At 68.4% G+C, this 23092-nt stretch carries 11 protein-coding genes and 2 pseudogenes; all 13 read left to right on the top strand.

All coding sequences use genetic code 11. From position 1 onward, the window contains the following. A pseudogene (locus ASG86_RS21080) lies at positions 1–372 on the top strand (hypothetical protein); the annotation flags it as partial. A 25-nt stretch (positions 373–397) separates the two neighbouring features. Further along, positions 398–5545 carry an Ig-like domain-containing protein gene (locus ASG86_RS19995; RefSeq protein WP_442854312.1) on the top strand — a complete coding sequence of 1716 codons (5148 nt, stop codon included), beginning with the start codon at positions 398–400 and terminating at the stop codon, positions 5543–5545. Positions 5546–5622: 77 nt separating this feature from the next. Beyond that, entirely contained in the window at positions 5623–6594 is a 972-nt protein-coding gene (locus ASG86_RS19990) for an AAA family ATPase (protein ID WP_056338713.1), read from the top strand. A gap of 73 nt (positions 6595–6667) precedes the next feature. Beyond that, complete coding sequence (locus ASG86_RS19985; RefSeq protein ID WP_056338710.1) at positions 6668–8011, top strand: DUF58 domain-containing protein; 1344 nt, start codon at positions 6668–6670, stop codon at positions 8009–8011. After that, positions 8008–10566: a transglutaminase-like domain-containing protein gene (locus tag ASG86_RS19980; RefSeq protein WP_056338707.1), complete on the top strand. Its 2559-nt coding sequence runs from the start codon at positions 8008–8010 to the stop codon at positions 10564–10566. The genes ASG86_RS19985 and ASG86_RS19980 overlap by 4 nt, the downstream gene beginning before the upstream one ends. Continuing rightward, positions 10563–10619, top strand: a pseudogene (locus ASG86_RS21240) (hypothetical protein); the annotation flags it as partial. The gene ASG86_RS19980 and the pseudogene ASG86_RS21240, both read left to right, overlap by 4 nt. Before the next feature lie 288 nt (positions 10620–10907). Next, positions 10908–12266 carry an RDD family protein gene (locus ASG86_RS19975; protein ID WP_056338705.1) on the top strand — a complete coding sequence of 453 codons (1359 nt, stop codon included), beginning with the start codon at positions 10908–10910 and terminating at the stop codon, positions 12264–12266. Beyond that, a complete protein-coding gene (locus ASG86_RS19970) occupies positions 12263–13213 on the top strand; it encodes a PP2C family protein-serine/threonine phosphatase (RefSeq protein ID WP_056338702.1) in 951 nt (316 codons plus the stop codon). Before ASG86_RS19975 ends, ASG86_RS19970 begins: the two co-directional genes overlap by 4 nt. After that, a complete protein-coding gene (locus ASG86_RS19965) occupies positions 13200–15299 on the top strand; it encodes an FHA domain-containing protein (protein WP_056338699.1) in 2100 nt (699 codons plus the stop codon). The genes ASG86_RS19970 and ASG86_RS19965 overlap by 14 nt, the downstream gene beginning before the upstream one ends. Further along, positions 15296–17098: a serine/threonine-protein kinase gene (locus ASG86_RS19960; RefSeq protein WP_056338696.1), complete on the top strand. Its 1803-nt coding sequence runs from the start codon at positions 15296–15298 to the stop codon at positions 17096–17098. Before ASG86_RS19965 ends, ASG86_RS19960 begins: the two co-directional genes overlap by 4 nt. A gap of 85 nt (positions 17099–17183) precedes the next feature. Then, on the top strand, positions 17184–17888 hold the full coding sequence (locus tag ASG86_RS19955) for a hypothetical protein (RefSeq protein ID WP_056338693.1): 705 nt from the start codon (positions 17184–17186) through the stop codon (positions 17886–17888). Next, positions 17885–22330, top strand: a complete 4446-nt coding sequence (locus ASG86_RS19950) for an FtsK/SpoIIIE domain-containing protein (protein ID WP_056338691.1) — start codon at positions 17885–17887, stop codon at positions 22328–22330. The genes ASG86_RS19955 and ASG86_RS19950 overlap by 4 nt, the downstream gene beginning before the upstream one ends. A 121-nt stretch (positions 22331–22451) precedes the next feature. Continuing rightward, complete coding sequence (locus ASG86_RS19945) at positions 22452–23057, top strand: hypothetical protein (protein WP_056338688.1); 606 nt, start codon at positions 22452–22454, stop codon at positions 23055–23057. Positions 23058–23092: the final 35 nt, after the last annotated feature.

Below are 23092 nucleotides of genomic sequence, written 5' to 3'. Positions count from 1 at the left end.
GGATGCTGCGGCGGGGAACCTGTTTTTGCCCGGTGGTAAGCGGTTGGCGTTGGAGGGGGCGCGGGATGCGAAGTTGCAGCAGGCGGGCCCGGGCAGTGACGTTGTTGCGGTGGCGACGCGGAAGGCGTTGTTGAAGCAGCCCCTTGATGGTTCCACGGCGAAGACGGTGGGGTTCGACGGCGAGGGTGTTCCTGCTGCTCCTGTGCAGTTGGGCGGGTGTGTGCATGCGGCGTGGTCGGGGGCGAACAAGTACGTCCGGGACTGCACCAACGATGGGGACGATAAGAAGGTGGACGTGCCCAAGGCGAGTGCGTCGCCGTCGTATGTTTTCCGGGTGAACCGGGACCTGGTGGTCCTGAATGATGTGAACTCNGATGGGGACGATAAGAAGGTGGACGTGCCCAAGGCGAGTGCGTCGCCGTCGTATGTTTTCCGGGTGAACCGGGACCTGGTGGTCCTGAATGATGTGAACTCGGGCAATGTGTGGTTGGTGAACCAGAACATGCAGCTGGTCAACAACTGGGACGACGTCATCCCACCCAAGAACCAATCCGATGACCAGGACCAGGAATCGGCGGACAACAACACCATCAACATCCTGCCGGACCGCACCAAACCCAACCGGCCGCCGGAAACCAAGCCCGACGCCGTCGGCGTCCGCCCGGGCCGCACCACCATCCTCAGCGTCCTGGACAACGACTCCGACCCCGACGGCGACGTCCTCACCGCGGCCGTGGGGGACTCCGGGCCCAAGTCCGGCACCCTGGAAAGCATCTACGGCGGCACAGCGTTCCAAATCACTGTCCCGGCCGACGCCAAACCCGGCACCGAGACCTTCAACTACAGTGCCTCGGACGGCCGGGGTCTGTCCGCCGGCGGCCAGGTCACGCTGAGCGTGGTGGGACCGGACGAAAACAAACCGCCGAAGTTCAAGCGCGGCGAAGACACCACCATGCTGGTGGAACAGGGCAAGACGGTCAGCCAGAACATCCTTACCGACTGGATAGACCCCGACGGCGACGACCTGGTCCTGCTGGACGCGAAAGCCGACAACGACCAGGACCAGGTCAAGGTACGGCGCGACGGCCTGCTCACCTTCCAGGACTCCGGCGCAACCGCCGGCAAGAAAAACGTCCAGGTCAGCATCTGGGACGGCCGCGCCACCGTCACCGGCAAGGTAGTGGTCAACGTCCAGCCGCCAGGCGCCCTGGCGCCCGTGGTCAACGCCGACCACGTCACCGCCGTCGTGGGCCAGGACCTGGTCATCTCCCCACTGAAGAACGACGTCGATCCCAACGGCGGCGCCCTCCGCCTGGCCCAGGTGGAAGCCAACGGCCCCGCCGAACTTGGCCCCGTCACAGACGGCGGTACCTTCACCTTCCGCAGCACCACCCCCGGCCCGGTCTACCTCACCTACATTGCCAGCAACGGGCCGCAAAGCAGCCAGGGCCTCATCCGCGTCGACGTCGAATCCGGCAACGACGGCGGCGACCCCGTGGCGGTCCATGACGTGGCACTCATGCCCACCGGCGGCAGCGTGCTGCTGGACCCCCTGGCCAACGACTCCGACCCCTCCGGCGGCGTCCTGGTGCTGCAGTCCGTCAAACTCCCTGACAACGCCACCGTATCTGTCAGCGTGATCAACCACAGTGTCCTGCGGATCACCGACATCCTGGGGACCAAGGACCCCGTCCTGTTCGAATACACCATGTCCAACGGCAGGAAATCGGCCACCGGCAGCGTCTCCGTGGTGCCCGTCCCCGCCCCTGCAGTGGTGGAAGCCCCGCAGCCCAAGCCGGATGAGGTGAATGTCCGCGTCAATGACGTTGTCACCATCCCGGTCCTGGACAACGACACCCACCCGCAGGGGCAGGAACTTACCGTGGACCCCGTCCTGCCGCAGTCAGTGGATCCCGGCGACGGGAAGAGCTTCGTCTCGGAGAACACGCTCCGCTTCATCGCCGGCGCCCAGCCCAAGACGGTACGCGCCATCTATAACGCCGTGGATCCGCAGGGCCAGAAGAGCGCAGCCGCCGTCACCATCCACATCCTGCCCCTGGAGGGCGCGGAGAATTCCCGGCCCCAGCCGCGCAACCTGACCGCCCGGGTGGTGGCTGCCGGCACCGTCCGGATCCCGGTGCCGCTGGACGGAATCGATCCCGACGGCGACTCCGTGCAGCTGACCGGCATCGACAGCACCCCTGCCATGGGAACCGCCACGGTAGGCAGCAACTTCATCGATTTCACCGCTGCAGGCGACGGTGCCGGGACCGACACCTTCCGCTACAAGGTGGTGGACCGCCAGGGAGCCATCAACACGGGCACCGTGACCGTTGGCGTCGCGCCGCGCGGCGAGACCAACCAGAAGCCCACCCCGGTGGATGACGAGGTCCGGGTGCGTCCGGGCCGGCAGATCGCCGTTGACGCGACCGCCAATGACACCGATCCCGACGGCGACCGCATCCGCATCCTCACCGACGGCATCGAGGCGGACCCCGCGCTGCAGGCGACCGTGAGCAGGAACAGTGGCCGGATCATCCTCCTGGCCCCGAACGAGGCCGGAACCGTCAACGTGCGCTACACCGTCGCGGACGACCGGGACGCTGCCGCGCAGGCCACGATCCGACTGGTGGTGGACAATGACGTGCCCCTCAAGGCGCCGGTTGCCCGCGACGACAGGGTGACCTCAGCCCAGGCCATGGGCAAGACGGCCGTGGATGTTCCCGTCCTCAAGAACGACGAGGATCCCGACGGCGTGGGTGAGAACCTGAAGATCAGCACCGAGGCAACCACAGCACGGCCCGGCGGCAACGGCAACGTGCTGGTGGACCTCACCGAACAGCCCCAGCTCATCCCATACACGGTGGAAGACGTGGACGGCCAGCAGTCCACCGCCATCATTTGGGTGCCGGGCCTGGGCCAGCAGGTTCCCACCCTGGCCAAGGATGAGGTCATCGAAGTGGTCGCCGGGCAGTCCGTCGACGTGGACCTGAAGGAGTGGGTCAAGGTACGGGAAGGCCGGTCGCCCCGGCTGACCCAGGCGGACCGGATCAAGCTCATTGGGGCCGACGGCGGCGACCCCGTCACGCGCGACGGCGCCGGCCTGAAGTACGCGGCGGGAGCCGACTACGTGGGCCCGGGATCGCTCACGTTCGAGGTGACCGACGGCACCGGACCGGACGATGCAGCCGGCATGAAGTCCACCCTGAGCATCCGCACCAAGGTCCTCCCGAATCCCGACAAGAACAACCCGCCAGAGTTGCTGGGCGCCAGCCTGGATGTCCCCAAGGGCGACTCGGCCGGCACCGATCTGGGAAAGCTGACCTCGGATCCCGACCAGGACGACGTCGAGAAGATGAAGTACCAGCTGGTGGGAGACTCGCCCGGCGGCTTCAACGCACGCCTCGAAGGCCGGACCCTCAAGGTTTCGGCGGCAGATTCGACGGCCACGGGAACCCGGGCCGCCGTACAGGTCAAGGCCACCGACCCCCGCGGGCTTGAAGCCACCGCCACGTACCAGCTCGCGGTGACCGCCTCCAACCGGCCCAAGCCGGTGGCCAACGACGACGTTCAGGACAACGCCGCCGCCGGCAAACCGGTGACCATTAACGTCCTGGCCAACGACGCGAACCCGTTCCCGGAAACTCCGCTGAAGATCATTGCCGCCAATACCGAAACGGGCAGCGGCAACGTGGGCGTCAACGGTGACTCGATCACGGTTACGCCTGCGCCCGGCTTCACCGGCACCCTGGTGGTGGCCTACACCGTGGAGGACAAGACACAGGACAGCTCCCGGCATGCCACGGCGCGTGTCCGGCTGACCGTCAAGGACAAACCTGCAGCACCCACCACACCGCAGGCGCAGAGCGTCGGTGACCAAACCGCGCTGCTCAACTGGTCTGCACCGGCTGACCGGGGCTCACCCATTACCAAGTACACGGTCTATGGTGAGGGCGGATTCCGGCAGGACTGCCCCGCCAACACCTGCACACTGAACGGCTTGACCAACAACACCACCTACCACTTCCAGGTGACGGCCACCAACGAGTTCGGTGACTCGGACCGGTCGCCGGCTTCGGCCGATGTCCGCCCGGACGTGAAGCCGGATACGCCGCTGGCGCCGTCGCTGAAGTTCGGCGACAAGCAACTGGCAGTTAATTGGGCCGCTCCGGCGAGCAAGGGTTCCCCGGTGAAGTCCTACGACCTGGAGATCTCCCCGGCGCCCGCCGGCCAGAACGCCCAAATCCAGGGACTGACGTCCGTCAGCTACGTCTGGAAGGGCCTGCAGAACGGCGTCTCCTACAAGGTCCGGGTCCTGGCCCGCAACGACGCCAAGGACCCGTCCGAGTGGAGCCCCTATTCGGCTGCAGAAGTACCGGCCGGTGTCCCCGCAACTCCGGCCGCGCCCAGCGTGGCCCAGGCAACCCCGGTTGGTTCACAGAGCCAGCTCAGGGTGGTGTGGACTGCACCGAACAACAACGGTGATGCCATCTCGTCCTACACCCTCACCACGCTTCGCGGCGGGTCCGTGGTCTCCAGTCAACAGGTTGCTGCCACCTCGCAGAACGTGACGGTGGACAACTCGGAAACAAACTACACCTTCACAGTTTCAGCGACGAACAAGGCTGGGACCAGCGGCACCAGCGCCAGTTCGGCTCCTGTCCGTGCGGTCGGCAAGCCGGGAATGGTGGGCACCCCCACCGCAACGCTCTACGACACAGGTGGCAACGGGGGCAAGATCGATGTCCGGTTCCCGCAGCTCACAGCTGCGCAGCGCAATGGATCGACGGGGGATGAAATCTCCTATCGATACAGCCTGACTTCCGGCGGTGGCAGCGGAACCATCCCCGCCGGCGGGGGCATCGTCCCGGCGCCGAACGGCACGCAGACCTCTGTGGTGGTGTGGGCTGTATCGTCCCGGAGCACCAACGCCGGCGACGCAAGCACACCCTCCAACGCCGTCAACCCCTACGGCCTCGCGTTCGCTCCAACGGTCAACGGCAGCAACAGCAGCGGAGTTGGCGACAAGACAGTTTCGTGGACGTGGAACCAGCCAAGCGGCAACGGGCGGGCAGTGACCGGGTACCAGTACAGCCTGGACAACGGTCCGTGGCAGGACACCCAGCAGCGAACCTTTTCCAAGACTGTTGGATACAGTGAGACGCACAAACTGGAGGTGCGGGCCGTCAGCGCAGGCCAGCCCGGCCGGATTGGCAGCGACACGTCCCGCAGCGGATCGGAGCCACCGCCCCCGGTACCCACGTCGTGGAACGTCACGGCAAGCCCTGTCCGCAGTTGCACGGAGCCGCGAAAGGGCACCGACAGCTATGTTGCAGGCAATCCGTCCCAGTGCACGGGCGAGGGTATATGGCTCGACGCCGGTGCCCCGTCCACTGCCGACCGGTACCAGGTCTGGTACAAGACGTCCAACAACCCCAGCGGCATCTGGTACCACCTGAGCTCCGGCATGGCCTCCGGCCACTGGCTCCGCTGTGACACGTCAAACGTCGGCTGCAATCCGCCGGCCGGCATGCCAAACCGTTAGCAGGAAACACTGCACCGCAACGCGGAGTCCGTCCGGGCCCGCACAGAAATTCGACCCAGAAGAAGGAAGCAACTGTCATGACCATGACCATGGAGCAGGCCGAGTGGTTTGCCGGCACATTCGAAAAGCTGGTTGCCAATGTGGGGCAGGCGGTGCTGGGCAAGGAACACGTCATCCGGCTGACCTTCACCGCCATGCTGGCCGAGGGACACGTCCTGTTCGAGGACGCGCCCGGTACTGGTAAAACCTCCCTGGCCCGGGCCCTGGCTGCCACTGTGCAGGGCTCCAACAACCGCATCCAGTTCACCCCGGACCTGCTTCCCTCGGACGTGACCGGCGTGACCATCTACGACCAGAAGACGCAGAAGTTCGAGTTCCACAAGGGGCCAATCTTCAACAACATCGTCCTGGCCGATGAAATCAACCGTGCCTCGCCGAAGACCCAGTCGGCGCTGCTGGAGGTCATGGAGGAGTCCCGCGTCACCGTGGACGGCGTCACCTACTCCGCGGGCCGCCCCTTCATGGTCATGGCCACCCAGAACCCGATCGAGCAGGCAGGCACTTACCGCCTGCCCGAGGCCCAGCTGGACCGCTTCCTGATCAAGACCTCCATCGGATACCCGGACCACGCCTCCACAGTCCGGCTCCTGGGCGGCAACAACCTGAAGGACCGCTCCAAGGACCTCACTGCCGTGATCACCACCCAGGCGGTGGCGGACATGGCCGATCTCGCCGCCACGGCGCACGTTGACACCGCGGTGCTGGAGTACATCTCCCGGCTCTGCGAGGAAACCCGCAGCGCACCCGAGACCCGGCTTGGCGTCTCGGTCCGCGGCGCCCTGGCCATGGTCCGTGCCGCGAAGGTCTGGGCTGCCGCGCAGGGGCGGAACTTCGTGCTGCCGGATGACATCAAGGAACTGGCACCCGTGGTGTGGACCCACCGGTTCGTCATGGATCCCGAAGCCGAGTTCTCCGGTGCCACCGCCGAGGCTGTGCTGACCAGGATCCTGGCCGACGTCGCCGCCCCGCAGCAGCGCACCAACGCCTGAGCCGCCCGGCCTGCAGCCTGAAGCTGCAGCTGCCGCCACTGTCATTCCAGCGCTACAACGAAGGCAAACCCTTATGTCCGACGGCACGTCCAGCGGCACCCGGCTGACCCGGCTCGCGGAGCGTCTCCAGCAGCCCTTCCACCGGGACGGCCGCCCCACCCGCCTGCACCCCGCAGCGGTCTGGTCCGAAGCCAGCAGCACGGCCCTCCAGGCCCTGACACCCGCCTGGCGGAAAGTCCGGGAGATCTGGCTGAAGTACGCCTGGCCGGTGCTGTCCGTGGTCAGCATCCTGGGCTGGTCCGTCCTGGCCGCCGCCATCCTGCTGTGGACCACCGGCCAGGCATTCGGCTGGCAGGAAGCCACGGCCGCGTCCATCGCCGCGTTCGCCATGTTCGTGATCGCCGTCGCGTTCATCCTCGGCCGGTCCTCCTATGGCGTGCTGCTGGACCTCGCCCGGACGCGTGTGGCGGTGGGGGACAGCGCCGTCGGCAGTATCGCCGTCTCCAACACCTCGGCCCGCCCGCTGCTGCCGGCCGCGCTGGAACTGCCGGTGGGCAGCACCACGGCCGTCTTCCACCTTCCCCGGATGAAGCCCGGCCAGGTCCATGAGGACCTGTTCACCATCCCCACCGCACGGCGCGCCGTGATCGTGGTGGGACCGGTCCGCTCCGTCCGGGCCGACCCCCTGCACCTGTTGCGGCGCCAGGTCCTCTGGACCGAACCCGAGGACCTCTTCGTCCACCCCCGCACGGTTGCCCTGGCAGGCTCTGCCGCAGGCTTCATCCGCGACCTTGAGGGCATGCCCACGACCGACCTCTCCAGTGCCGACGTGTCCTTCCACGCCCTGCGCGACTACGTACCCGGCGATGACCGCCGGCACATCCACTGGAAAACCACGGCCCGCACCAACAAACTGATGGTGCGGCAGTTCGAGGAAACCCGCCGCGCCCACCTGGCCATTTCGCTGTCCATCAACACCGACGAGTACTCCTCCGAAAATGAATTCGAAATGGCCATCTCTGTGGCTGCCTCCATCGGCCGGCAGGCCATCCGCGAACAGCGCGAACTCGACGTGCTCACGCAGAAGGGCCCGCTCCGCTGCGAAACCGGCCGCAACCTGCTCGATGACATGACCCGGATCGTGGGCACTCCGATGCGCCGCACCGCCGTCGACCTCGCCAGGACACTGGCCGACACCGTGCCCAACGCCTCCGTGGTGTTCTTCGTGGTGGGCAGCAATGTGACGGCCACCCAGCTCCGCTCCGCCGCCGCCTCCGTCCCGCCCGGCGTCCGCAGCCTGGCGGTCCGGGTGGACGCCGGTGCAGCGCCCACCCGGGCCAACATCGCAGACCTCACCGTCCTGACGCTCGGCGATCTTGCCGACCTTGCCATCGTGCTGAGAAAGGCCGCCGCATGAGCACCGCAACGGGCCAGCCCCCACAAACGCGGTCCCCGCAAACCCGTACCCGCCGCAAGGCCGCAAACCCGGACTCCGCCTTCACCACCGGCCAGCCGCCCTGGCATTTCATGCTCGACGCCGGAGCCCTGGTGGTCCTGCTGGGCCTGGGCCTGCTCGGCTTCGGCCTGAGCTTCGGCGGTGACCCCTACTATCTCCTGTCCGGGTTCGGCGGCATCATCCTGGGACTGGCCATCGGCGCAGCCAACGCCCATCTGCGCCTGGGCCTGCTGATCACCACCGCCCTGGCCCTGGCCGCCTACCTGGTGCTTGGGACCTGGCTGGCCGTGCCGGACTCCGCCATTGCCGGATTTGTCCCCTCCCTGGATTCGCTGCGCACCCTGCTCCTGGGCGTCGTGTTCGCCTGGAAGGACATGCTCACCGTGGGCGTGCCGGTGGGAACCGCCGGCGGCGTGCTCATTGTCCCCTTCCTGAGCTCATTGATTACGGCACTCGTGGCAGCGCTCCTGACCTGGCGGGCAAGGAGCCCCTACCTGCCCCTCATCCCTGTCCTGGTCCTGTTTGTCACGGGCATTGCCTTCAGCACCAACGCGGCATTCCTGACCCTCGAACGTGGCATCGGCCTGACGGTCCTTGGCATTGCGTGGGCAACTTTCCGCCGGGACACCCTGCGGCGGAACAGCGCACGCAGGGTGGCGGTCAACAATCCGCAGGCGGACAACGGCACCGCCCGCCGCGCCAGGATCCGCCGGCTGGGCATGGCTGCGGGAGTGATTGCCGCCAGCGTGGGAATTACCGCGGTGGCCGCACCCCTGGTCAGCGCCGGCGAGGACCGCAAAGTCCTCCGCAACGTGGTGGTGCCGCCGTTTGATCCCAAGGACTACATCACGCCCCTGGCCAGTTTCCGGACCTACGTCAAGGACAAGAAGGACGACACCCTGTTCGTGGTCAAGGGCCTCCCGCGCGACGGCCGGGTGCGCCTGGGTGCCCTGGACGCCTTCAACGGCACCAACTACAACATGGACCCCAACGGTTCCGGCAACTTCAGCAAGGTGGGCGACGCCAAGTCCATCAACACCCTCGCTGACACGTCCGGAGTAGTGCCCACCAACGACTACTCGATCAGCATCAATGTGGAGGACTACCAGGGCTACTTTGTCCCGGGCGGCCGGAAGACCACCGGCATCAGCTTTGACCAGTCAGGTTCCGCCGCTGCTGCCGGTCTTTACTTCAACACGGGAACGGACACCGCCGTCACCACCAACGGGCTGTCCCGCGGCGACGCCTACACCGTGCAGGTGTCCGATCCGGCCAAGCTCGAACACGGGCAGCTGACGCAGTACGACTTCGCCAAAATCTCCCTGCCGGCCCCGCTGGAGGTGCCGCCGGTGATCGGTTCCCAGGCCAACGACCTGTCCGCCGACGCTCCCACCGCCATCGACCGGGTACGCCAGATCGAGGCGCATTTTCAAAAGACGGGTGCCTTCAGCAACGGCCTGGTCAGTGAGGGGCAGCTGCCCAGCGTCTCAGGCCATGGCGCCGCCCGGATCCGCAACCTGCTGACCGCCAAGCAAATGCTCGGCGACGATGAACAGTACGCCGTGGCCATGTCCCTGATGCTCCGGCACCTGGGCATCCCCTCCCGCGTGGTGATGGGGTTCTACCCGGAGCCCACCAGCCCGGAGAACGGTGCCGGCGAGGTGAAGATCACCGGAAAGGACGTTCACGCTTGGGTGGAGGTCGCCTTTGAGCGGGTAGGCTGGGTCAGCTTCGATCCCACCCCGCCCAAGGACAACATCCCCATCCCCCCGGACCCCGAGAACAAGTCCAAGCCCAAGCCCCAGGTGCTGCAGCCGCCGCCCCCGCCGCAGGAGCCCGCGGACCTGCCGCCGGACTCTTCACCGGACGCTCTGGACGCGGACCAGAAGAAGAACAACCCATGGCTGTTCTGGGGCGCCCTTTTGGGTGCATTGGGTATCGCCGCCATCCCGTTGCTGGTCCTTGCCCTGCCGCTGCTGCTGATTGCCCTGCTGAAGGCGCGACGGCGGAAGTCGCGTTTCCGCGACGGCCACCCCGCCCAGCGTGTGGGCGGAGGCTGGAACGAGGTGGTGAGCCTGGCGACCGACCTGGGTGCCGCCGTCGACACCCGCTCGACGCGGCGCGAAAGCGCTGCCGTCCTGGCCGAAGCGTTCCCTGGAACCCAAGGGACCACCACCCTGCTGGCCCGCCGGGCGGACGCCTCCATCTTTGGCGCGGGGGAGCCCACCGAGGAGGACGTTCGCGAGTATTGGACCATCGTTGACGGGTCGCTCAAGGAAATGACCTCGGGCATGGGGTTCTGGCGCCGGCAGCAGGCACGGTTCTCGCCGCGCTCGCTGCTTGCCGACGCCCGGACCGCCATGAACTCCGGCAAGGCCCCCAGCCTTCGCGGGGGCCGGCTGGCACTGCCTGCGGTCTCCGCATTCGTTGCCGCCCGCCGCCGTCGTGCCTCTGGAAGTGCTGACGCGCCGCCGGCCCGGGAAGGACGCGGCCAGGAAGGATCCGGTCGGCAGTGACTTCCGGCGACGAACACTGCCCGCGCTGCCACCAGCCCATCCGGGCGGGGGCCACCTTTTGCCCCGCCTGCGGGGCGCCGCTGCCCAACCGGGCGGCACGCCGTCCCCGCAGCCCGGGCCTGCCCGCGGACCGCGGAAGGAGCGCCGCGGGGGAAGCGCGCCCCGCGCACGCGCCCGGGAATCCCGGTACTATCCCGATAGTAGAAATGCCCCCGGCAAGTCAGCCGACGGGCACCGCATATACGGGCACCGCGCAGGCGGGCACCTTGCCCACGGGGACCGCGCCGGGCAGGACCGGCGGTTCCACACGGGTGGAGGCCGCTCCAGGGGGAGGAACGGGAATGGCAGTGAACCTTCAGCTTGTTCCGGCTGCGGCGGGCAAGCGGCTTGGCGCTGCGGTCATTGACTGGCTGCCGGGGGTGGCGGTGCTGGTGGTGGCGTTTGCCATCGGATTTGCCGGGATCACCCGGACCAGGAGCGGCGGCTTCATTGTCTACGACACCTCCTCGCTGGTCCTTTTTGGCGGCATCGGCCTTGGCCTGACCCTGGCCTACCTGTTCGTGGTGCTCGGCCTGGAGGCCCGCACCGGCAAGACGCCCGGCAACCTGCTCATGGGGATCCGCAGCGCGGACCAGGACGGTTATGCTCCCGGCGCCGGTGCCGTGTTCCTGCGTGGCCTCATCACCGGGGCCGGCATCCTGCTGGCCGTGCTGGCCGCGGTGCTGGTGATGGTCTTCAAGTGGTTCGACGCCGCCGTGTTCATCCTTGGTCCGCTGCTCCTGGTGGGTGCCGTCTGGGCGGTGCTGGTGGTCGTTTCCAGCCGCTGGGACAAGAACGGCGGGCTGCGCGGCTGGAATGACGCCGCCGCCAAGACCCTGGCATTCGACGTCAAGGCCGGCCGCGACCCCATCACCACCGGCGGCATCCAGGGCCCCTACAGCTTCGCGCCGCTGGACCTTCCGCCCGTGCAGCAGGTGCTGTCCCCGGTGGCCGGGGCCACCGGGGCCCAGGCGCGTGTGTACCAGGCCCCGCCGCCGCAAAACCCGGCGCCACAATCTGCTGCAGCCCAGATGCCCCAGCCTGCGGCACCCCCCGCACCCCAGCCTGCGGCACCCCCCGCACCCCAGCCTGCGGCACCCCCCGCACCTTCGCCGTCGGCCACCATGCCGTCGCAGACCATGCCCTACACCGGGCCGGCCTCCTTTTCGCCGCCGGCACCCGCGCAGGCTGCCGCCCAGGGGATGATGCCCGCTTTCCCGCAGGTTTTTGCACCGACAGGTTCCGCCGGCCACCGGGTTCCTCCGCAGCACTTGGATGACGACGTCGAACGCACGCAGGTGCGGCCCGGAATAAGCGGCCCAGGCCCCGTGGCCGTCCTCCGTATCCGCCTGGACGACGGCCGCGACTTCCAGCTGGACCGCAGCGTCCTGGTGGGCCGCAACCCGGTGGGGCAGGCCGGGGAACAGCACGCACAGCTGCTGGCCGTTGATGATCCCGGGCGTTCCATCTCCAAGACCCACCTGCACCTGCTCACCGACGGCGCAGGTATTTGGGTGACGGACCGGCAGTCAACCAACGGAAGCGCCGTCACCACCCCGGACGGCCTGCGCACCCCACTAGTGCCGGGCGTCCCCACATTTGTTACCCCGGGATCCAGCGTGCATTTTGGAGACCGTACCTTTTACCTAGGACAGGCATGAACCAGCACCCCGCCAGTGTTTCCTCCACCATCCAGCCGGGGCCGCGACCCAGCCTCAGCTATGGCTACGGGACGGACAGGGGACTCCGCCGGGAGCTGAACGAAGATTCGTACATCGCGGCGGACCCCGTCTTCGCCGTAGCCGACGGCATGGGCGGCCACGAAGCCGGCGAAATCGCCAGCGGCCTTTGCGTGCGGGCGCTCGCCGAAATGCCCCAGGTCAGCACGGGGGAACGGAGCATCACCGCTGCCGTCCTCCAGCAGTACGTGGCCCGTGCAGACAATTCGATCCGTGAGGCCACCGGAGCCCGCGCCGGCACCACCCTCACCGGTGCGGTGGTGGTGGAACAGATGGGCATGCCGTACTGGCTGGTCCTGAACATCGGCGATTCCCGCACCTACCGGCTCAGCCAGGGGCGGTTCGAACAAATCAGCGTTGACCACTCGGAGGTCCAGGAACTTGTGGACGCGGGCGAAATCACCGCCCAGGAGGCAACGGTCCATCCGCGCCGGCACGTGGTCACCCGGGCCTTGGGCACAGGGGACGAGACGGAGGCGGACTACTGGCTTCTCCCCGTGGAGGAAGGCGACCGCGTCCTGGTCTGCTCCGACGGACTCACTGGGGAACTCCCGGACGAGGAAATCCTGGGGATCCTCGGCACCGTGGCGGATCCGCAGGAGGCTGTGGACGCCCTGATCCAGGCTGCGCTGCGCAAGGGCGGGCGGGACAATGTCACGGCCATCGTGGTGGACGCGAGGAACGTTGCGAACGACGACGGCGCGGGCACCACAGCGCCCCGCCTCACCTCCGCTGACGGAGACGAAGTGACCCTGCCGCGTCCGCAGGCATCCGCAGCCGTGACGCAGCCCCTGCCCGCACCGGTTGAGGAGACGGCCGACCAGCACGCTCCAGTCCAGCACGGGGAGCAGGGCAATGACGGACGCTAGCTACATCCCGGGCACCTGGTTGGGCGTTGTCAGGTCCCGGACCGCGGTCCTCCTGGGCCCCGGGTGCCCCGCCGAACTCGCAGGTGCGCTGTGGGAACTCCTCGCAGACCGGCCCGAGCCGCACGAGGTCCTCGCAGCCGTCACCAGCACTTCCGGCGGATCCCTCACCCGCATCCCGTCCTTCGGCATCCTGGACTTCAACGGGTCCCTGCGGGTCTTCCTGCGCGGCGACATCGACCTCACCGTCGAGCAGCCCGCCGGAACCATCGATCTTGACGGCCGGGATGTGACCACCTGGAACGAACGCAGATTCGTGCTGGCCGGGACGTGCCGGGTGAGGATCGCGGACGGTGGCGCCGGCAGTTCCCCGCACGCTGCGGAGCAACCCGAACTGCCGCTCGCTGAGGGCGTGGTGTTGCTGCAGTCCCTGACCATGGCCGCAGCGTCCGGCCCCGCTGCCGTGGGTGGCCCGGCCGCTGCGGATGCCGCAGCACCTATGGAAACTTCCGCGGCCGGCCCAGCGGCTGATGTCCTGGCTGCTGATGTTCCCGCCGCTGACCCAGTGCGCCCTGCCGTCCTGCCCGAAAAGGAGGACGTGCCGCAAGCCACCCTCCTTCCCGAAACCACCCTCCTTCCCGAAGATGGAGCCTCGGCCGAAACGGTGCTGGGAGTCATCGATGAGGACCCGGCCGACGAACACCCGGCCGGCGCCGCTGTGGATCTCCCGGCCGCGGGCGGGCTGGACCCGGACGCCACGATTGCCCCGGACGGCATGATTGGCGTCGACGGGGAGAACCATCCGGACGGGGACAACGGGGATGTCAGTGCCGACGGGGAGTCGGCCGGGGAAGCTGACGCGGAGCCCGAACTCCTCAACGCATCGGCTGCAGCTGCTGCGGGCGGCGGCTCCGACGCAGCCGGCGCCGGGCCCGCAGGGGAGATGACGACGTCCTACGACCACCTTTGGGACCGAACAGTGATGCGGCATATCGAAGACGCCGCCGTGCGTGAGGACGCCGACGCCGACGCGGGCCACATTTCCCGGCAGCAACCGGCACTGCCCGCGGCCGAACCGCTGCCCGCCCTCGGCGCGGCAGGGGAACCGGCCCCCGAAGTTCCGCCGGCCGGTTCCGGGACCGGCACAGACGCAGAAGACGGCGCCGAGCCCGGACCCGGTCCCGGTTCCGGACCTGACGCCGGCCCGAATGACGGGCCTGCCGTGCTGCCCCGCCCTGCCTCCGCCGGAGGCCTCATCGATTCAGTGCCGTGGCGCATCGGGGGAGCGGTTCCGGCACCGGCCGCCCCGGCACCCGCTCCGCCGCCAACCGCAGCCACACCGGCCGCGCCGCCCGCAGGTCACGTTCCGGCTCCATCCACGCCGGTGCCTGCTGCACCCGGCCTTGGCCCCGCCGGCCCAGCGCCCGGATCCATGCCGGCATCAGGATCCGTTCCCGCGCCCGGATCCGGCGCGGGCAAGGAACACAGCGCCCACCAGGAAGCCGATGACGGGTTCGACGCCGCCTTCGACCCCGACCACGATGGCCAGACGGTCATGAAGAGCAGCCTCCCGGGAAGGGCACCCGGCCAGGCAACGAAATTGCCGTCCGTTCAGCAGGACCCCGCCGGCGGGCCGCTGGTGCTGGCCCGCGTCTGCTCGCAGGGCCACGCCAATCCGCCCACACGTGCCCACTGCAGCGCCTGCGGGGGTGCCCTGCTGCCTGATGCCGTGCAGGTGGCCCGTCCCCGGCTGGGGCGGATGCGCCTGTCCACCGGCGAACTCCTGGACCTCGATCAGTCCATGGTGATCGGCCGGCAGCCGTCCGTGTCCCGGGTCCAGGGCGGCGTCATGCCGCGGCTGGTCCAGGTGGCAAGCCCCGGGGGGGACATTTCCAGGTCCCACCTGGAGGTCCGGCTGGAGGGCTGGCACGTGATGCTCTGCGACCTAAAGGCCACCAACGGCACGGTTCTGGTCCGGGAAGGGCAGCCGCCACGGCGCCTGGCCCAGAACGAGATGGCCATCCTGCTCGACGGCGACATCGCCGAACTGGGCGACAACATCTCATTGCGTTTTGAGGAGATTCCTTGAGTTCCAAACGGCCTGTTGCGCCGCCGCCCCGCATTCCGGGGTTCAGCTATATCAGCCTGCTGGGGTCCGGCGGGTTTTCCGACGTCTACCTGTATGAACAGGACCGGCCGCGCCGTAAGGTCGCCGTCAAGGTGCTGCTCTCCGACCTGAAGACCGAGGGCGCGCGGCGGCGTTTCGAGTCCGAAGCCAACCTCATGGCCCAGCTGTCGTCACACCCGTACATCGTCACCATTTTCGAAGCGGAAGTAACGGACGACGGGCATTCCTACCTGGCCATGGAGTACTGCTCCCGGCCCAGCCTTGACGTGCGGTACCGGCGCCAGCGTTTCAGCGTGGACGAGGTCCTCGCTGTCGGCATCCAGGTGGCCTCCGCCGTCGAAACCGCCCACCGGGCCGGCATCGCCCACCGCGACATCAAGCCAGCCAACATCCTGGTGACGGACTACAACCGTCCTGCCCTCACCGACTTCGGTATTTCCGGCACCCTGGCCGGGGACTCAGACGACGATTCGGGCATGTCCATTCCCTGGTCCCCGCCGGAGCAGTTCCGGGACGGCAGCGTTGACGGCGTCATGGTGGACGTGTGGGCCCTCGGTGCCACGCTGTACACCCTCCTGGCCGGACGCTCACCCTTCGTGATGCCCGGGGCGGACAACTCGCAGCGTGAACTGATCAACCGGATCAGCAACATGGCGCTGCCAAAGCTGGGCCGTGCCGATGTGCCGGAATCACTGGAACTTGCCCTGGCCACGGCCATGGCCAAATCGCCCCGGTCCCGGTACTCCTCGGCGCACGCCTTCGCTCTTGCCCTGCAGCGCATCCAGGCCGAGCTCAACCTTTCCGTCACGCCCTTCGAGGTCCTGGAGGAACCCCAGCAGGAGGAGAGCCACCCGGACGACGGGACCGAGGAGACGCGCGTCCGCAGCATTGCCGCCATCGACCCGGAGCGGACCGGCAGCGCGCCCACGTTCCCGGCCCGTACGCGCCCCAACCCCGGCGGCGCCGGGACAGACGCAACGGGCCGCGGGGGAGGCGCCGTCCCGCCGTCGCACTTTGCCCCCGTGCCGCCCGGCCAAGGCAAGCCTGCCCCGGCGGTGCCCTCCATTCCGGCCCGCACCACCTGGGCTGCAGCCACCGGAACGGCGTCGGCAGGGGCAGCCGCGCCTCTTACAGGCGCGGACGACGGCGCCGGGCCGGGGGAGTGGGCCCAGTCCACCGTCCTGCGCGGCAGCACCGGGACGACCAACTACGGTGCGCCGGTAACGGGCACGGCGGGAGCTGCGCAGGACACCGCCTACACTGCAGACGCAACAGTGCAGCGGGCCGTGCAGGTGGACGAGCCCGGCGAAATACCGGAAGCGGACCACAGCAAGCGCAACCTGTGGCTCGCGCTCGCCGGCGGCACCCTCCTGGCGCTGGCGGCAGTGGTGGGCATCGTGGTGTCGAACACGGCCACCGGCACGCCCAAGGTTGTGGAAACGCAGCAGGCCAGCAAACCTCCGGTCGACGCATTGGATAACGGCACCGTGCCTGACGTCGAAAGCCTCAAAGGCGCTATCGGCGGCGACGGGGAAGCCAGCTTCACGTGGACCAACCCGCAGCCCAAGGACGGGGACACCTACAAGTGGAAGGTGTACACCATCGGCGGCGGCGAGGGGGGATTCCAGGCCATCGCACAGCCGCCAGTCCGGGTCCGTCCCAACCCGACAGGGCAGACCTGCATCCAGGTGATGATCGTGCGGACCGACGGCGCATTCTCACCGCTGGGGTCCGGGTCCATCGCGTGCGCCGGCCAATGAATCCGCTGCACAGCCAGCCGCCGTTTCCGCGGCATGACCAGCACTTCGACTACCGCAACAGTTCTGCCTTGAGGAGGCACAGATCATGGGGGATCTAGCAATCGATTTCTGTGGCGAATGGTATGAGCCATCGGATGAGGACATCTTCAACATCGGCCGTGAAGGCGACCTGGAGGTGGACGACAACCCGTACCTGCACCGGCAGTTCCTGCAGGTGGCCCGCTACGACGGCATCTGGTGGCTCAGCAACGTGGGCAGCATGCTGTCCGCCACCGTCGCCGACGCCTCCGGCGGCATGCAGGCCTGGCTGTCACCCGGCGCCCGGATTCCGCTGGTCTTCAGCCACACCAACATCATCTTCACGGCCGGGCCCACCACCTACGAGTTCGCCGTCCACCTGAAGACGCCGTCCTTCCGGCAGGAAACCCGGGAAGGCGTGTCCAGCGGGGACACCACCATCGGCCCCGTGGTCTTCACGGACGCCCAGAAGGCGCTGATCGTGGCGCTCGCCGAGCCCGTGCTCCGGCGCGAAGGCACCGGCTTCAGCACCATCCCGTCCTCCGCGGCGGCCGCCAAGACCCTGGGCTGGGCACTGACCCGGTTCAACCGCAAGCTGGACAACGTCTGCGACAAGCTGGACCGGGTGGGCGTGGTGGGACTGCGCGGCGGGGGCGGCAAGCTCGCCACCAACCGCCGGGCACGCCTGGTGGAGCACGCCGTCACCACCCACCTGGTGACGCCCGATGACCTGTACCTCCTGGAGAAGATGAGGGGCGTGGACGAAGGATGAGGATCCGGCTGACACTCCGCCGCGAACCCGCCGACGCCAAGGACCTGGCCGTCACGGTGGACGGCATGGCCACCGTGGCCGACATCGCCACCGTGTTGTGGGCGGCGGACCCCGACCGCAAAGGGACCCCCGCCCCGGACAACCTTTCCCTGCGGATCGACGAAGCCTTCGTGGGTGCCGGGATCAGCGGGAACATCCTGACCCGGGAGGACAACCTCCTCGAATCCGGCCTGCGCCCCGGCTCGGTGGTATCGCTGGCCCAGGTCAGTGCACAGTTCCACGAAGCCGGTGCCGGCAGGGGACCGGCTGCCGCCACCCTGCGCGTGCTGTCCGGACCCGACGTCGGACGCGAATTTTCGCTGCCCACCGGCACCAGCTACATCGGCCGGGACCGGGACGTGGACATCCGCCTCACGGACCCGCTCACCTCCAAACGGCACGCCCGGATCACGGTGGGCGACGCCGTCGAGATCGTGGACACCAACTCCGCCAACGGCCTCCTGATGGACGGCCTGCCCGTCACCCGTGCCACACTGAACTCCTCCGACACGGTGACCCTGGGCGACACGACCGTCACCGTGGTGCCGCTGGGGCACAACCATGCGGCAGCGCCGACGTCGCCCCTGGTGGACTTCAACCGCTCCCCGCGGGTGGTGCCCCGCTTCGAGGTCCCCAAGCGGGTCCTGCCTGCCGGGCCCAAGCGCCCCGAGGACCATCCCTTCCCCTACATCATGCTGGTGGCGCCGCTGATGATGGGTGCCGTCATTTTCGCCGTCACGCAGAACGTGCTGTCCATGGTGTTCATGCTGATGATGCCACTGTTCATCGTGGGCCATTACGTGGACCAGAAGATGCGGACCCGGAAGCAGCAGAAGGAACAACTCAAGCAGTTCCGCGCCGCCATGGCCGCATTCCGGCAGGACCTCACGGGGCTGCAGCAGGTGGAACGTGCGGTGCGGCTGCAGGAAGCGCCGTCCGTCAGCGACACGGTGGACGCCATCTACAAGCTGGGACCGCTGCTGTGGACGCACCGGCCGGAGCACTCCACATTCCTGGGCCTGCGGTTCGGTCTGGGGACCGCGCCGTCGCGCATCCCGCTGGAAGAGCCCTCCAACAACGACACGGAAGTCCAGTACAGCCGCGAAATCCAGGACTGCATCAAACAGTTCAGCGAGATCGAAGGTGTCCCTGTTGTTTCCCAGCTCCGGACCTCCGGTGCTTTGGGGATTGCCGGTACCCGCGGACTGGTGGACGACGTAGCCCGTGCCATGGTGCTGCAGCTGGTGGGACTGCATTCCCCGGCCGAAGTGGTCCTCACCGCCATCACGTCCGCCCGGTCCCGGGAACGCTGGAACTGGCTGCAGTGGCTGCCGCACGTTGGCTCGGGCCACAGCCCGCTGGGCGGGGACCACCTGGCCGCCGGTTCCGCCGGCGGCTCTTCCCTGCTGGCCCGCCTCGAGGACCTGGTCGAGGCCCGGGAGGCAGCGGCCAAGCGCTCAGGCCCTGAGCTGCGCCCCGGCATCGACCCCGTAAAGCACGAGCTCGAAGAGCCCGTGCTGCCGTCCGTGCTGGTCATCGTGGAAGATGACGCCCCCGTGGACCGCGGCCGCCTGACCCGGCTGGCCGAACGCGGCCCTGACTCGGGCGTGCACATCCTGTGGGTGGCTACCGACGTCCAGTCCCTCCCGGCCGCCTGCCGCGATTTCATGGTGGTGGACGGCGACCACGGCGCCACCACCGGCCAGGTCCGGCTGGGCCGCCACACCTACCCGGTCAGCTGTGAGAGCGTGGACGCGGAGCTCGCCGCCCAGCTGGCCCGGATGCTGGCACCCGTGGTGGATGTGGGCAAGCCCGTCAACGACGATTCCGACCTGCCGCGCGCGGTGTCCTACGTGACCCTGATCGGCAAGGACTTCCTGGACAATCCGCAGGCAGTGGTGGAGCGCTGGACGGAGAACAATTCGCTGCACGCCACCGCCGTGGCCAACCGCAAGGACAACGGCACCCTCAGGGCCTTGGTGGGGTCCAAGGGCATCGAGCCGCTGTACCTGGACCTGAAGAACGAAGGGCCGCACGCCCTGGTGGGCGGCACCACCGGCGCCGGTAAGTCCGAGTTCCTGCAGTCCTGGGTGATGGGCATGGCTGCGGCCTACAGCCCGGACCGTGTCAGCTTCCTCTTCGTGGACTACAAGGGCGGGGCTGCATTCGCCGACTGCATCAACCTGCCGCACACCGTGGGCCTGGTCACGGACCTTTCGCCGCACCTGGTGCGCCGCGCCCTCACCTCCCTTCGCGCCGAACTGCACTACCGCGAGCAGCTGCTGAACCGGAAGAAGGCCAAGGACCTGCTGGCCCTGCAGCGGGAGGCGGACCCGGAAGCCCCGCCGTACCTCGTGATCATCGTGGACGAGTTCGCCGCCCTGGCCAGCGACGTGCCCGAGTTCGTGGACGGCGTGGTGGACGTGGCCGCCCGTGGCCGCTCCCTGGGCCTGCACCTCATCCTGGCCACCCAGCGGCCCGCCGGCGTCATCAAGGACAGCCTGCGTGCCAACACCAACCTCCGCGTGGCGCTGCGGATGGCTGACGAGGACGACGCCACCGACATCCTGGGTGTTCCGGATGCGGCCTACTTCGATCCCGCCATTCCGGGCCGCGGTGCTGCCAAGACCGGCCCTGGCCGGATCCAGGGCTTCCAGACGGGCTATGCCGGCGGCTGGACCACGGATAAGCCGCAACGTCCCCAGATCGACATCGTGGAGATGGCCTTTGGCTCCGGCCCCAGCTGGGAAGCGCCGGCACTCGAGAAGCCTGCGGCCCCGGAACCGGCCGGCCCCAACGACATCGCCAGGATGACCTCCACCATCGTGCACGCCGCGGACACACTGGCCCTGCGGCCGCCGCGGAAGCCATGGCTGGACGAACTGGCCAAGACCTATGACTTCTCCAAGCTGCCCAATCCCCGGACGGACGAACAGCTGCTGCTGGGCGTGGCGGACGACCCCGTGCACCAGGACCAGCCCACCGTGTTTTATGAACCGGACCGGGACGGCAACATGGCCATTTACGGCACAGGCGGTTCCGGCAAGTCCGCAGCCCTGCGCGGCATTGCGATTGCCGCGGCCGTCACACCGCGCGGCGGCCCGGTCCACGTCTATGGCATCGACTGCGGTTCTGCCGGGCTGCGGATGCTGGAGGAACTTCCGCACGTGGGGGAGATCATCAACGGCGACGACGTCGAACGGGTGGGACGGCTGCTGCGGCTCCTCCGGGACATCGCCGAGCTGCGTTCCGCGCAGTTCGCCGAGGTGCGCGCCTCCACCATTGTGGAGTACCGGAAGCTGGCCAACCGGCCGGATGAGAAGCGGATCTTCGTGCTGGTGGACGGCATGTCCGCCTTCCGTGAGGCGTATGAGCACAGCAAGCTTTCGGGGCTCTGGGACATTTTCCTGCAGCTGGCCACGGACGGCCGGACCCTGGGCATCCACCTGGTGGTGACGGGGGACCGGCCCAACGCCGTTCCCGCCTCGTTGCTCGCCTCCATCCAGCGCCGGCTTGTCCTGCGCCTCTCCTCGGAGGACGACTACATTTCCATGGACGTGCCCCGGGACGTCCTCACCGCCACCTCGCCCCCGGGCCGCGGCCTGCTGGACGGGCTTGAAGTCCAGCTGGCCGTCCTGGGCGGGAACTCGAACCTGGCCCTGCAGGCACGTGAGGTCCACAAGCTCAGCGAAGCCATGCTTCGGCAGGGCCTGGAAACCGCGCCGGGCATCGAGCGGCTCCCCGAGCAGGTGGACCTGGATGTCCTGCCCGCCGGCAGCCCGGACGTCCCTGTCATCGGCGTGGACGACGAGTCCCTGCAGCCGGCCGAAATCATGGCCCGCGGCGCGCTCCTGCTGGCCGGCCCGCCGGGTGCCGGGCGCACCGTTGCCCTGGTCACCCTTGCCTACGCGCTGCGCCGCTCCAACCCCGCCACCGAGCTGGTCTACCTCGGGTCCCGCCGGTCCGCCGTCGCATCCCTCCCCATCTGGAACCGGGCCCTGGTGGGCCCGGACGACCTCGCCGAGGTGGTGGAGGACCTGGTGGAGCACTCCACCGGAAACCCGGGAGCCGTGGCCTTCTTCATCGAGGGCCTCACAGAGTTCACCGACACCATTGCCGAGTCCGGGATGGCGCAGCTGGTCACCGCGTCCCTTAAGGCAGACCAATGGGTCATCGGCGAGTCCGAGTCCTCCACCTGGTCCTCCGCCTGGCAGCTTGCCCAGCCCTTCAAATCCGGCCGCCGCGGCCTGCTTCTCAACCCCGGGGACATCGAAGGTGACAGCCTTCTCAACACCTCGCTCGGCAGGGTCAGCCCGGACTTCATTCCGGGCCGCGGTTACGTGGTGGGACGGGGCAAAGCCAGGAAAATCCAGGTGGCGCTGCCGCCGGAAAACCGGGACTGAACACGCCGAAACCGGACGGCCGCTCCTGTGTCGGATTTGCGGCCGTCCGGCTGAGTGTAGAAGACTGCTGCGGAACCAGAAGGCCGCGGACGGGGGGATCCGTGGGCGTCGAAAGGTAACCGTGACCCCCTCCACCCCGCTCATCCGTGCTGTGCCCGCCACCGCCTCCGCGGCGTTCCTGGCGCTCACCATAGGAATGTCCGCTACTGCGCCGGCGTTGGCTGATTCTCCCGAGCCCTCGCCCGCTGCCACCACTGCCGCACCCGGCCCGGAACCCTCACCGGACAAGACATCGAACGGGCGGCCGGGCAAGCCTGACGAACCACCGGGGCAGGGCGGCGCGCCCGTCCAGCCGACGGCCCAGCCGGCGCCTTCCACCCAGCGGCCCGTCCAACCTGCCCAGCCCCAGCCGCCCAGGACAGGCGCTCCTGCCCCGGCCGCTCCACCCGCCACGGCAGCGGCCGTCCCGGCGGAACCCGCCACCGAAAACCCCTCAGCCGCTGCCGGTTACCGCCCGCCTACCGGACCCTCCAGTGGTGTGGACTGGAACAGCCCCGTCACCCGGGCTGCCGGACCCGCCCAGCTGGCTGCTGCCGCTCCCGCCCATGGCCAGGGTCCCGGCGGACCAGCGCCCCTGCCCATAGCCCTTGGCACGCTGCTGGTGGGGGCGTCTGCCGGTGCCTTCGCATGGTGGAATCGAAACAGGAACCGGTTCCGCGCGCACTGAGAGCCGTTTGGCCGCCGTGCCGGGCGACTGTCAGA

The organism is Arthrobacter sp. Soil764 (assembly GCF_001428075.1).
GTDB lineage: Bacteria > Actinomycetota > Actinomycetes > Actinomycetales > Micrococcaceae > Arthrobacter.
The sequence above is the reverse complement of the archived record's forward strand: the minus strand, read 5'-3'. Positions and strand labels throughout refer to the sequence as shown.

Coding starts and splice junctions, on each gene's coding strand:
- ASG86_RS19970 (WP_056338702.1), top strand. CDS start 12,263: ATGAACCAGCACCCCGCCAGTGTTTCCTCCACCATCCAGCCGGGGCCG.
- ASG86_RS19950 (WP_056338691.1), top strand. CDS start 17,885: ATGAGGATCCGGCTGACACTCCGCCGCGAACCCGCCGACGCCAAGGAC.
- ASG86_RS19985 (WP_056338710.1), top strand. CDS start 6,668: ATGTCCGACGGCACGTCCAGCGGCACCCGGCTGACCCGGCTCGCGGAG.
- ASG86_RS19955 (WP_056338693.1), top strand. CDS start 17,184: ATGGGGGATCTAGCAATCGATTTCTGTGGCGAATGGTATGAGCCATCG.
- ASG86_RS19975 (WP_056338705.1), top strand. CDS start 10,908: ATGGCAGTGAACCTTCAGCTTGTTCCGGCTGCGGCGGGCAAGCGGCTT.
- ASG86_RS19965 (WP_056338699.1), top strand. CDS start 13,200: ATGACGGACGCTAGCTACATCCCGGGCACCTGGTTGGGCGTTGTCAGG.
- ASG86_RS19980 (WP_056338707.1), top strand. CDS start 8,008: ATGAGCACCGCAACGGGCCAGCCCCCACAAACGCGGTCCCCGCAAACC.
- ASG86_RS19990 (WP_056338713.1), top strand. CDS start 5,623: ATGACCATGACCATGGAGCAGGCCGAGTGGTTTGCCGGCACATTCGAA.